The organism is Lentimicrobiaceae bacterium, assembly GCA_028697555.1.
Lineage (GTDB): Bacteria > Bacteroidota > Bacteroidia > Bacteroidales > UBA4417 > UBA4417.
The window spans coordinates 1-12,012 of sequence record JAQVEX010000063.1; the positions used below are offsets into that span (position 1 = coordinate 1).

The following is a 12,012-nucleotide window of genomic DNA, read 5'->3' on the forward strand; positions in this document are numbered from 1 at the left end:
AGAATATAGACGCAACAAGATTAAACTACGCGTACGTAAAAAAATATCAGGTACTAACCAACGTCCAAGAATGTCGGTTTTTAGAAGTAACAAAGACATTTACGTTCAGCTTATCGACGATAGAACCGGTACAACATTATTATCAGCATCGGCGCGTCATGAAGATATAGATGCTCAAAAAATTACAAAAACCGAAAAAGCAAAGCTTGTAGGTAAATTAATAGCCGAAAAAGCAAAAGAGGCAGGAATAGATACTGTAGTTTTTGACCGTAACGGATATTTATATCACGGTCGTATTAAAGCCTTAGCCGATGCAGCTAGGGAAGGTGGAATTAAATTCTAAGAAACAACTATGATTTATAATAGACAATTTAAAAAAGTAAAAGCAAGTGATATAGAGCTAAAAGATAGGCTAGTATCAATAAAAAGAGTTACCAAGGTTACCAAAGGTGGTAGAACATTTAGCTTTTCGGCTATTGTTGTTGTTGGAAACGAAAATGGAGTAGTAGGCTGCGGTTTAGGTAAGGCAAAAGAAGTTCAAGCTGCCATTTTAAAAGGTGTTGAAGATGCAAAGAAAAACTTGTATGCAATACCAGTCCACAACGGAACCATACCTCACGAACAAGAAGGTAAATTTGGAGGAGCTTTAGTTTTAATAAAACCGGCTGCTGCTGGTACAGGAGTTATAGCAGGTGGTGCAATGCGTGCCGTACTCGAAACCGTTGGAATTACCGACGTGCTTGCTAAGTCCAAAGGTTCTTCTAACCCAAATAGCGTTGTTAAAGCTACTATGGTTGCTCTTCTTAACTTAAAAGATGCTCATGCCGTAGCCAAACTTAGAGGTATTTCTATGGATAAAGTGTTTAATGGTTAATTTATACAAAAAACATCGAAATGAAAAAAATTAGAATAACGCAAATAAAAAGTGGTATTAAGCAACCGGAAAGACAAAAACGAACGCTTAAAGCTTTGGGTATCAGAAAAATGCACAACCCTGTAGAGCACGAAGCTACACCACAAATATTAGGAATGGTTAATTCTATTAGCCACTTACTTAAAGTTGAAGAAATATAATTTATAAAACAATATAAGCAAAGATATAACTATGGATTTGTCAAATTTACAACCTGCACAGGGCTCAACAAAGAGCAGAAAGCGTATAGGACGTGGCGAAGGATCAGGTCGTGGCGGTACATCTACACGCGGTCATAAAGGTGCTAAATCTAGATCGGGATATAGCCGAAAAGTTGGACACGAAGGAGGTCAAATGCCTCTTTACAGAAGAGTACCTAAATCAGGATTTAAAAACATCAACAGAGTTGAGTATAACGGTATCAACATTGATACACTTCAAAAATTATACGACGACATTAAGGTAACCGATATAACTCCCGAAGTTTTACATCAACACGGTTTACTAGCAAAAAATGCTTTGCTTAAAATTTTAGGTAGAGGCAGTTTAACTGCTAAACTTAATGTTACAGCTCACGCTTTTTCCGAAAAAGCTAAGCAAGAAATAGAATCACAAGGTGGAACAATCATTAAAATCTGAATAAATGAAACGCTTCATTCAGACATTAAAAAATATTTGGAAAATTGAGGAACTCCGTAAAAGAATACTTTATACGCTAGGACTTGTTCTGATTTACAGATTAGGTTCGCATATTACTATTCCCGGAGTCGACCCTCAACAGTTAATTGCTTTAAAAAACCAATCATCCGAAGGTTTGTTAGGACTTCTTAACTTGTTTTCGGGAGGTGCTTTTGGCAATGCTTCTGTATTTGCTCTTGGTATTATGCCTTATATCTCTGCATCCATTGTGATACAGCTTTTAGGAATGGCTATACCGTATTTTCAAAAACTTCAAAAAGAAGGCGAAAGTGGTAGAAAGAAAATAAACCAAATAACACGTTACCTTACCGTTGTTATCACGGCTTTGCAAGCTCCTGGTTATATTGCCAACCTTTCTGCTCAAATACCGCCACAAGGTATTTATCCTTTCGATGTTAACATATCATCGCCACCTTTATTCTTCTGGATAACCTCCGTTGTAATTTTAATAGCAGGAACGCTATTTGTTATGTGGTTGGGCGAAAGAATTACAGATAAAGGTCTTGGAAACGGAATATCGTTAATCATCATGGTTGGTATTATCGCTCGATTGCCATTTGCTTTATTCAGCGAATTTGTATCCAGAGTTGAAGAACAAAGCGGTGGTTTAATTTTCTTTTTGATAGAAATTATAGTTCTTTTGGCAGTAATATTACTATGTATTTTGTTAGTTCAAGGTACACGCAGAATACCTGTACAGTACGCCAAGAGAGTAGTTGGCAACAAACAATATGGCGGTGTGCGTCAGTATATTCCTCTAAAAGTTAATGCAGCAGGAGTAATGCCTATCATTTTTGCACAAGCCATTATGTTTTTACCCATGACTATTGTTGGTTTTTCTAACTTAGAAGGATTGAGCGGTTTTGCCAGAGCATTTACTAACATCAACGGCTTTTGGTACAATTTTGTTTACGCCCTAATGATTATTGCTTTTACGTATTTCTATACTGCAATAACCGTAAACCCAAACCAAATGGCAGAAGATTTGAAAAAGAACAATGGTTTTATTCCAGGTGTTAAACCAGGTAGAAAAACTGCAGACTTTATTGATTCGGTAATGTCAAAAATTACACTACCCGGATCTATATTTTTGGCTTTAGTAGCTATAATGCCGGCTTTGGTTGCTCAAGTTGGTATTAGTTCTCAGTTTGCACAATTCTACGGTGGAACATCACTGTTAATTTTGGTAGGTGTTGTTTTAGATACCTTACAGCAAATAGAAAGTCACTTACTAATGAGACATTATGAAGGTTTAACCAAATCAGGACGCATTAAAGGTCGTACCGGAGGAGGAATGTAAATTATTTATGATGCTTAGAGGTAAGACAAATAGTGAAATTGAAAAATTAAAAAAAAGTTCTATACTTGTTGGTAAAACGATAGCCGAAGTAGCAAAGCACATCAAACCTGGTGTTACTACTATAGAGTTAGATAAAATTGCCGAAACGTATATTCTCGACAATAGTGCTTTGCCCGGATTTAAAGGTTATAGAGGATTTCCAGGCACACTGTGTATTTCTATCAACGATGTGGTCGTTCACGGAATACCCGGAAAATCGGTAATAAAAGAAGGAGACTTAGTCTCAATAGATTGTGGTACAATTATTGATGGCTATTATGGGGATTCGGCATTTAGTTTTGGTGTTGAACCTGTTTCCGATGAAGTCAGAAAACTGTTACAGCGCACTTACAATTCTTTGTATGTAGGAATTGAAAGCGCTAAGTATGGCAACAGAGTCGGAGATATTGGTTACAGCATTCAAAGTTATTTGTCGCCGTTTAATTACGGAATTGTGCGTGATTTGGTGGGACACGGAATAGGAAAAAATATGCACGAAAAACCCGAAGTGCCTAATTACGGAAGACGAGGTACAGGAGCCAAACTATACGACGGTTTGGTTATATGTATCGAGCCTATGATAACCTTAGGAACAAGTAGAATAAACATCGATAGTGAAGATGGTTGGACGATAAGAACAAATGATGGTAGTTTTTCGGCTCATTTTGAACACGCCATAGCTGTAAAAAAAGAAGGAACAAGCATTCTTTCCGATTTTACACCTATTCAAGAAGTAGAAAATGAAAATATATATATAATTAAAACTATTGACAATGGCTAAACAAATGGTAATAGAACAAGATGGAGTTGTGGTTGAATCGTTAGGTAACGCCATGTTCCGAGTCGAATTGGAAAATGAACACGTAATAACTGCTCATATTTCCGGAAAGATGCGTATGCACTATATTAAAATACTTGTAGGCGATAAAGTAAAAGTTGAAATGTCGCCATACGATTTATCAAAAGGAAGAATAACATTTAGATATAAATAAAAAAACATAAGACAATGAAAGTTAGAGCATCAGTAAAAAAGCGTTCAGACGACTGCAAAATTGTACGTCGTAAAGGTCGCATATATGTTATAAACAAAAAGAACCCTAAATTCAAACAACGTCAAGGATAATAATTAAAAAACAATAAATATATATGGCACGTATAGCAGGTATAGATTTACCCAAAAATAAGCGAGGAGAAATCGCTTTAACTTACATTTACGGCATAGGTTTGTCTTCGGCACAGTCAATTTTAGACGAAGCATCCATCGACCGTAATAAAAAAGTTCAGGATTGGAATGATGATGAGCAAAATGCTATCCGAACAATAATTAACGATAAATATAAAGTTGAAGGAGCTTTACGTTCCGAAACACAACTTAATATAAAACGTTTAATGGATATTGGATGCTATCGCGGAATTCGTCATCGTATCGGACTACCACTTAGAGGTCAGAGCACTAAAAACAATGCACGCACTCGTAAAGGTAGAAAGAAAACCGTTGCCAATAAAAAGAAAGTAACCAAATAAACTTTAAATAGAAATTAATATATAATGGCAAAAAGTACTAAATCAACTAAGAGAAGAGTAGTTAAAGTAGAACCTACCGGTAGAGCGTATGTTACAGCCTCTTTTAACAATATTATTATATCACTTACTAATAATAGCGGACAGGTTATATCGTGGGCTTCAGCCGGCAAAATGGGTTTTAGAGGTTCAAAGAAAAACACACCTTATGCAGCACAAATGGCAGCACAAGAGTGTTCAAAAGTAGCCTACGACTTAGGATTAAGAAAGGTTAAAGTATTTGTTAAAGGTCCAGGTTCAGGTCGCGAATCGGCTATCAGAACAATTCATACAGCAGGTATCGAAGTTACCGAAATTATGGACATCACACCTTTACCTCACAATGGATGCCGTCCACCTAAAAGAAGACGCGTTTAGTATTAACAAGAAAAATAATTATTGAATTAAAGAATTATGGCAAGATATACAGGACCTAAATCGAAAATAGCAAGAAAGTTTCGTGAACCAATATTCGGACCGGATAAAGTTTTTAAAAAAAAGAACTATCCTCCAGGACAACACGGACAAAGCAAAAGACGTAACAAACAATCGGAGTACGGAATGCAGCTTTTTGAAAAACAAAAAGCAAAATATACCTATGGAATTTTGGAAAAACAATTCCGTAAAATTTTCAGCAAAGCCAACAGAGCTAAGGGTGTTACCGGTGTTGTTTTATTGCAACTTATTGAATCACGTTTGGATAACGTAGTATTTCGTTTGGGCATAGCACCTACTCGTAATGCTGCTCGTCAGTTGGTTACGCATCGTCATATTACAGTTAATGGAAAGGTTGTTAACGTACCTTCGTACGAACTCGCAAAAGGCGACATAGTAGCTGTTAGAGAACGTTCAAAATCTCTCGAAGTTATTCAAAACTCATTGGCAGGACGTACAAACAAATATTCGTGGCTCGAGTGGGATGAAACTTTAATGTCGGGTAAATTTATGAATTATCCTGAAAGAGAAGAAATACCCGAAACAATTAAAGAACAACTTATTGTTGAGTTGTACTCTAAATAAAATCCTAAAATTACAATTAAAAATAAATTTATTATGGCAATATTATCTTTCCAAAAACCGGATAAAGTTATAATGATAGAAAGCGACGACTTTCAAGGCGTTTTTGAATTTCGTCCTTTAGAAAAAGGATTTGGGTTAACAATTGGTAATGCCTTGCGCAGAATACTGTTGTCGTCACTCGAAGGCTATGCTATTACTGCCGTTCGTATCGAAGGTGTTGATCACGAGTTTTCTTCCATAAAAGGGGTTGTTGAAGATGTTACCGATATCATTCTTAACCTTAAAAAAATTCGTTTTCGTCGTCAGTTAGAAGGTGATGAAAAAGTTAATATATCTGTTTCAGGCAAAGAAACTTTTACAGCAGCCGATATTGCAAGCAATACTTCAAATTTTCAAGTTTTAAATCCTGAAGTTGTTATCTGCAATATGGAGAAAAACGTTAAGTTAAACGTTGAAATTACTATAGAAAAAGGACGCGGATATGTTACGGCTGAAGATAATAAAAAAGAAGACGCCTTTATGGGAACCATTTTTATTGACTCTATCCACACGCCTATTGTTAATGTTAAATACACAGTAGACGATAACTATAGAGTTGAACAAAAAACCGACTACGAAAAACTTATCTTAGATATTAAAACAGACGGTTCTATTACCCCAAAAGATGCTCTGACTGAAGCCGCAAAAATATTAATTCATCATTTCATGCTGTTTAGCGATGAGAAAATAACCATCGAAGAAGAAACAAAAATAGTAAATGATGACCTTGATGAAACAGCCCTGCACCTTCGCCAGTTGCTTAAAACAAAACTTACCGACCTTAACCTTTCGGTTAGATCGCTCAACTGCCTTAAAGCTGCAGATGTTGATACATTAGGAGAACTAGTTACTTACCAGAAACACGACTTGTTAAAAATAAGAAATTTTGGAAAAAAATCACTATCCGAACTTGAAGAGCTTGTTAAATCGAAAGGTCTGGATTTTGGGATGAATGTTTCCAAGTATAAATTAGATAAAGAATAGTGAAAAATGAGACACGCAAAATCAAATAACAATTTAAGTAGAACAGCTGCACACAGAAAGGCAATGCTATCAAATATGGCTTGCTCGCTTATAATGCATAAGAGTATTAGTACAACCGTAGCAAAAGCCAAAGTATTACGCGAATATGTTGAACCATTGATAACCAAATCTAAAACCGATTCTACACATTCACGCCGAGTTGTTTTTAGCAAACTTAGAGATAAAGTTGCAGTTGCCGAATTATTTAGAACAGTTGCGCCAAAAGTGGCAGAACGCCCGGGCGGTTATACCAGAATTTTAAAAACAGGTAGCAGGCTAGGCGATAATGCCGATATGTGTATTATCGAATTGGTAGATTTTAACGAATTTTATACTGCCGAAACTACTACAGCTAAAAAAGCAACACGTAGAGGTAGAAGGTCTAGAGGAGCTTCAGCAGCTCCTACTGCTCCAACAACTCAAACGCCGGAACCGGAAACTGTAGAAACAGTTGAAGAACCTGTAAGTGAAGTTGAAGCTAAAACCGAAGAAGTAGAGGAAGTTGTAGCCGAAAGTGAAGTAGCTGAAGAACCTTCAAGCGACGATAACACCGACACAAAACCTGAAGCTGAAACAGAAGTTAAAACTGAATAATATACACTGATTAATATGAAGTAGATTATGGATAAAGTGTTATTGTTTTAACCTTTATCCTTTTTTTGTTTATTAACCTAATAAAAATATAATTATGAGTCAAATTGCAAACATTATTGCACGCCAAATTTTAGATTCGCGTGGTAATCCAACAGTAGAAGTTGATGTTTATACATCAGCAGGATTTTTAGGACGTGCTGCAGTTCCAAGTGGAGCATCAACAGGAGCACATGAGGCTTGCGAGCTTCGCGACGGAGACCCAAAAAACTACATGGGCAAAGGAGTCCTTAAAGCAGTTCAAAACGTTAATAAAGTTTTAGCCGAAGAGCTAAGAGGATATTATGTTTCCGAACAAAACGAAATAGATGCTAAAATGATAGAAATTGACGGTACACCCAATAAATCAAACATGGGAGCCAATGCAATTTTGGGAGTTTCTCTTGCTGTTGCTAATGCAGCCGCACAAGAAAGTCAACAATTTTTGTATCGTTATGTAGGCGGTGTTAATGCCAATACACTTCCAATTCCAATGATGAACATTCTTAACGGAGGTTCTCACGCCGATAATAGCATCGACTTCCAAGAGTTTATGATTATGCCTACAGGTGCACCTAATTTCAGAACAGCTTTACAAATGGGCACCGAAGTTTTCCATAACCTTAAATCGGTTTTGAAAAAAGGTGGATATTCTACCAACGTTGGAGATGAAGGCGGTTTTGCACCTAACCTTAAATCTAATGAAGAAGCTCTTAAAGTGATTATAGAAGCTATTGAAAAAGCAGGATACAGACCAGGTGAAGATATTTTCATCGCTCTAGACCCAGCTTCAAGCGAATATTTCATCAAAGAAGAAAATGTATATCACTTGTTCAAATCAAGCGGCGAAAAACTAACGCCAATGCAAATGGCTGATTATTGGGCTGATTGGACTAAAAGATATCCGATTATTTCTATAGAAGACGGTATGGCGGAAGACGATTGGGACGGATGGAAATTTATTACCGATAAAATCGGAGATAAAGTCCAACTTGTAGGCGACGATTTGTTCGTTACCAACGTTAATCGTTTACAGCAAGGTATTGATAAAGGTGTTGCCAATTCAATTCTAATTAAAGTTAACCAAATAGGAACGCTTACCGAAACAATAAATGCAGTTAATTTAGCGTACAGAAATGGCTATACCGCTGTTATGAGCCACCGTTCGGGCGAAACCGAAGATACTACAATTGCAGATTTGGCAGTTGCTCTAAATACCGGACTTATTAAAACAGGTTCGGCATGTAGAACAGATAGAATTGCTAAATACAATCAATTGTTAAGAATTGAAGAAGGCTTGGGTAACACAGCTAAATATTTAGGAAAAGATTTTAGGTTTTTAAAATAATTTCATATCACATTTTTTATAACTCATCATCAAAATTGTTTGGTGATGAGTTATTTTTTATACCTTTGTCGGATATTTATGACAGTTATAAAACCAAAAATTAATCCCGAATGGTACGCTGTGCTCGAAAACGAGTTCAACAGCCGGTATTTTATTGAGCTAAAAGAATTTCTTGTTTCCGAAAAACAGAAATACAATGTGTTTCCAAAAGGCAGTAAAATATTTTCGGCATTCGATTTAACTCCTTTTTCGCAAGTAAAGGTTGTTATAATTGGTCAAGACCCTTATCATGGAATGGGGCAGGCGCATGGCTTATGTTTTTCAGTACCCGATGGAGTTACTATTCCACCATCGTTGCGGAATATTTATAAAGAACTCAACGACGACCTGAATATCCCTATTAGCAGTTCTGGGAATCTTACTCGTTGGGCTCGCCAAGGAGTATTATTGCTTAATGCAATACTCACGGTCAGAGAAAACTGTGCCGGAAGTCATCAGGGCAAAGGTTGGGAAAACTTTACCAATGCTGCTATCAAAGCAATTTCCGAAAAACTTTCGGGAGTTGTTTTTATGCTGTGGGGAAATTACGCACAGGAAAAACAAAATTTGATCGATACATCAAAACACTATATACTAAAAGCAGCTCATCCATCGCCTTTATCGGCAAGTAGGGGATTTTTCGGCTGTAAGCATTTTTCAAAAACTCAGGAGATACTCAAAACTAACGGCTACGAAACAATTAATTGGACATAAAATATTTTCCTTATAGCTAACGTTATTAGAAAAAAACAAATGATAATTGAGAGAAACATTTTTATAAGTTTGATAATTTGCCTCTTGTTGAGCGTAAATCACGTCTTATCGCAACAGTTATTCTCCGAGCCGGCAGGAGGTATGAATAGCGAAGAATTATATGAGGCTGTCTTAGCACCAATTGACCAGATTAATCATTTACCAGATATTTTCACCTATTCGCCTGTTACCAAGTATTACGATACATGGGATACACTCTACGTTACCAGGCATGTTCAAACTTATCCCAAAACCGATAGTATAGTCCTTTTGCCTATATTCAACCATTTTTCAAAGAATTATCATGTGCCTAACCATGGAGATTTCTTGTCTCCTTTCGGATATCGCGGCAGACGCTTACACGCTGGTGTTGACATTAGGTTGAACAAAGGCGATTCGGTTAAAGTTGCTTTCGATGGTGTTGTCAGACTTGCAAAATATAATGGCGGTTATGGCAACTGTGTGGTTGTCAGACATTTTAATGGTATTGAAACCTTATATGCTCATTTGTCAAAAATAGAAGTAGGTGTTAATCAGGCTGTTAGGGCTGGCGATGTTATAGGTTTGGGAGGAAGTACAGGTCGTTCAACCTGCAATCACTTGCATTTTGAAACTAGATTCCAGGGCAAACCTTTTAACCCCCGACAAATTTTCGACTTTGAAAATAATACAATATTAGTCGATACACTTCTAATAACCAATATGACTTTCAGAAAAACAAAAGATTATGTTCCAAAATACATAGAGAAGGCACCCGATGTCAACTCAATGATGGAAGAATACGCTCTCGTAGTCGAAAAAAATAAAAACAATCCCGAATACCAATATTATAAAGTTAAAAAAGGAGATAATTTATCAATTATTTCAAGAAAGCATAATGTGCCTATAAGTGAATTATGTAAGCTTAACGGAATTAGTAAAAACAAGATAATCAGAGCAGGCACTTATTTAAAACTGTACGAATAGAAATTTTTAGATGTGTTTGGGGAAGAAAAAATAGAAAGGAAAAAAGTTCTGATAAGCCCGTTAGATTGGGGCTTGGGACATGCTACACGTTGCGTTCCCATAGTGCATAAATTATTATCGTCAGGTTTTGATGTTACTATAGCCGGCAGTGGTAGGTCGTTACAGTATCTTTCTAAACAATTTCCACAATTATCCGTTTTGGAGTTGCCTGGGTTCTCGCCTAAATACTCTAAGAAAGGCTCGGTTTTTTATAAAATAGTTTGGCAAATGCCTGCATTCTTGAAATGTATTTACAAAGAACATTTTTTACTTATTGATATTCAAAAGAAATACAATTTCGATTATATAATATCAGATAATAGATACGGGTTGTTTTGTAAAGGTGCTAACTCAATAATAATAACGCATCAGCTGAAAGTCTATTTACATGGTATATTCAAATTGTTTGAAAAACCTTTGCAGATTATCATCAGAGTGATGCTAAAAAAATTTGACCAAGTGTGGGTACCCGACTTTGGAGATGATGTAAACTTAAGTGGCGTACTTTCGCATAGCAAATACGCAGAAAAAAATTACGAATATATAGGTCTGTTGTCTCGTTTCAGTACTATTGACGAAAGCGATATTGACACAAATCTCGAGAAAGCTCAAATTGTAGCTATAATTTCGGGAAGCGAACCGCAACGTACTATTTTGGAAAAAATTTTGTTGGAGCAATTGGTCAAACTTCCGTACAAAGTTCAGGTATTTAACGGGAAACCCGAAAAAGAAGAGGTGTTTAAGCTATCCGATAATGTTACTGTGTTTTCAAATGCTTCAAACGAACAACTATATACAAGCATTAAAAATGCTGAGGTTATTATATGCAGGTCGGGTTATTCATCATTGATGGATTTGGCTGTGTTTAAGTCAAAAGCTATTGTTATTCCAACACGAGGGCAAACAGAACAAGAATATTTGGCTAAAATATTAGATGAAACAAAACAAGCACATTCGGTTTATCAGGAAGATATTTTCTTGCCTCAAGATATTAGTATAGCCAAGAAATACTCGGGAGTTGGGAGCGGTTTGTATCAAACATTTTGTTTGGATATAGATAAATTATTACCCTAAATTATTACTTTTACAAGAAAATTATGAACTTACTTAGCATTTATTGGAACTGCAATCCGGCAATCCTCACAATAGGCAATTACCAACTCAGATGGTACAGTTTGATGTTTGTATTAACTTTTGTTTTCGGATACATAATACTTTTAAAAATATACAAAAAAGAAAAACTTTCCGAGCAACTCTTAGACAAGTTGGCAATATATATTTTTGTGGCAACAATTATTGGTGCCAGATTAGGGCATGTCTTGTTTTACGAACCCGAATATTATTTACAAAATCCTTTAGAAATACTTAAAGTTTGGCGTGGGGGCTTGGCAAGTCATGGCGCCGCCATTGCAATGATAATAGCCGTTTGGATTTACTACAAGAAAACCAAATTAGGTTTTATGTGGACTTTAGACAGATTGGTTATTGTTGTTGCTTTGGGAGGATTTTTTATTCGCATGGGAAATTTTTTCAACAGCGAAATATACGGCAATATCACATCATTGCCCTGGGGCGTTGTTTTTGTGCGTGATGGACAAACCGTTCCTCGACATCCGACCCAAATATACGAGGCATTGAGCTATT

Annotated in this window: 18 protein-coding genes; all 18 read left to right on the forward strand. The window is 36.3% G+C overall.

All coding sequences use genetic code 11. The features are described from left to right. Nucleotides 1–343 (forward strand): 50S ribosomal protein L18 (gene rplR, locus PHP31_09080; GenBank protein ID MDD3739429.1); only part of this gene is annotated, 343 nt, incomplete at its 5' end. A gap of 9 nt (nucleotides 344–352) precedes the next feature. Continuing rightward, complete coding sequence (gene rpsE, locus PHP31_09085) at nucleotides 353–874, forward strand: 30S ribosomal protein S5 (GenBank protein ID MDD3739430.1); 522 nt, start codon at nucleotides 353–355, stop codon at nucleotides 872–874. A 20-nt stretch (nucleotides 875–894) separates the two neighbouring features. Next, nucleotides 895–1,074: a 50S ribosomal protein L30 gene (gene rpmD, locus PHP31_09090; GenBank protein ID MDD3739431.1), complete on the forward strand. Its 180-nt coding sequence runs from the start codon at nucleotides 895–897 to the stop codon at nucleotides 1,072–1,074. Between the two features lie 31 nt (nucleotides 1,075–1,105). Beyond that, nucleotides 1,106–1,552: a 50S ribosomal protein L15 gene (rplO, locus tag PHP31_09095; GenBank protein ID MDD3739432.1), complete on the forward strand. Its 447-nt coding sequence runs from the start codon at nucleotides 1,106–1,108 to the stop codon at nucleotides 1,550–1,552. Nucleotides 1,553–1,556: 4 nt separating this feature from the next. Further along, complete coding sequence (gene secY / locus PHP31_09100; protein ID MDD3739433.1) at nucleotides 1,557–2,912, forward strand: preprotein translocase subunit SecY; 1,356 nt, start codon at nucleotides 1,557–1,559, stop codon at nucleotides 2,910–2,912. 10 nt (nucleotides 2,913–2,922) lie between these two features. Beyond that, entirely contained in the window at nucleotides 2,923–3,732 is an 810-nt protein-coding gene (gene map / locus PHP31_09105; protein ID MDD3739434.1) for a type I methionyl aminopeptidase, read from the forward strand. Beyond that, the gene (gene infA, locus PHP31_09110) at nucleotides 3,725–3,943 is read left to right on the forward strand and encodes a translation initiation factor IF-1 (protein MDD3739435.1); all 219 of its coding nucleotides are present in this window, start codon (nucleotides 3,725–3,727) and stop codon (nucleotides 3,941–3,943) included. The genes map and infA overlap by 8 nt, the downstream gene beginning before the upstream one ends. 14 nt (nucleotides 3,944–3,957) lie before the next feature. Further along, nucleotides 3,958–4,074: a type B 50S ribosomal protein L36 gene (gene ykgO, locus PHP31_09115; GenBank protein MDD3739436.1), complete on the forward strand. Its 117-nt coding sequence runs from the start codon at nucleotides 3,958–3,960 to the stop codon at nucleotides 4,072–4,074. 23 nt (nucleotides 4,075–4,097) lie between these two features. After that, entirely contained in the window at nucleotides 4,098–4,475 is a 378-nt protein-coding gene (gene rpsM, locus PHP31_09120; GenBank protein ID MDD3739437.1) for a 30S ribosomal protein S13, read from the forward strand. A gap of 24 nt (nucleotides 4,476–4,499) precedes the next feature. Continuing rightward, complete coding sequence (rpsK, locus tag PHP31_09125) at nucleotides 4,500–4,889, forward strand: 30S ribosomal protein S11 (GenBank protein MDD3739438.1); 390 nt, start codon at nucleotides 4,500–4,502, stop codon at nucleotides 4,887–4,889. A gap of 36 nt (nucleotides 4,890–4,925) precedes the next feature. After that, nucleotides 4,926–5,531: a 30S ribosomal protein S4 gene (rpsD, locus tag PHP31_09130; GenBank protein MDD3739439.1), complete on the forward strand. Its 606-nt coding sequence runs from the start codon at nucleotides 4,926–4,928 to the stop codon at nucleotides 5,529–5,531. A gap of 33 nt (nucleotides 5,532–5,564) precedes the next feature. Continuing rightward, nucleotides 5,565–6,554 carry a DNA-directed RNA polymerase subunit alpha gene (locus PHP31_09135; GenBank protein MDD3739440.1) on the forward strand — a complete coding sequence of 330 codons (990 nt, stop codon included), beginning with the start codon at nucleotides 5,565–5,567 and terminating at the stop codon, nucleotides 6,552–6,554. Between the two features lie 6 nt (nucleotides 6,555–6,560). Continuing rightward, on the forward strand, nucleotides 6,561–7,187 hold the full coding sequence (gene rplQ, locus PHP31_09140) for a 50S ribosomal protein L17 (protein MDD3739441.1): 627 nt from the start codon (nucleotides 6,561–6,563) through the stop codon (nucleotides 7,185–7,187). A 94-nt stretch (nucleotides 7,188–7,281) separates the two neighbouring features. Continuing rightward, a complete protein-coding gene (gene eno, locus PHP31_09145) occupies nucleotides 7,282–8,571 on the forward strand; it encodes a phosphopyruvate hydratase (protein ID MDD3739442.1) in 1,290 nt (429 codons plus the stop codon). Between the two features lie 78 nt (nucleotides 8,572–8,649). Then, the gene (ung, locus tag PHP31_09150; protein ID MDD3739443.1) at nucleotides 8,650–9,324 is read left to right on the forward strand and encodes a uracil-DNA glycosylase; all 675 of its coding nucleotides are present in this window, start codon (nucleotides 8,650–8,652) and stop codon (nucleotides 9,322–9,324) included. 39 nt (nucleotides 9,325–9,363) lie between these two features. After that, nucleotides 9,364–10,329 carry a peptidoglycan DD-metalloendopeptidase family protein gene (locus PHP31_09155; GenBank protein MDD3739444.1) on the forward strand — a complete coding sequence of 322 codons (966 nt, stop codon included), beginning with the start codon at nucleotides 9,364–9,366 and terminating at the stop codon, nucleotides 10,327–10,329. Between the two features lie 12 nt (nucleotides 10,330–10,341). After that, nucleotides 10,342–11,442, forward strand: coding sequence for a glycosyltransferase (locus PHP31_09160; protein MDD3739445.1), 1,101 nt, complete (start codon nucleotides 10,342–10,344; stop codon nucleotides 11,440–11,442). 23 nt (nucleotides 11,443–11,465) lie between these two features. After that, a partial coding sequence (gene lgt / locus PHP31_09165; protein MDD3739446.1) for a prolipoprotein diacylglyceryl transferase occupies nucleotides 11,466–12,012 on the forward strand: 547 nt, incomplete at its 3' end.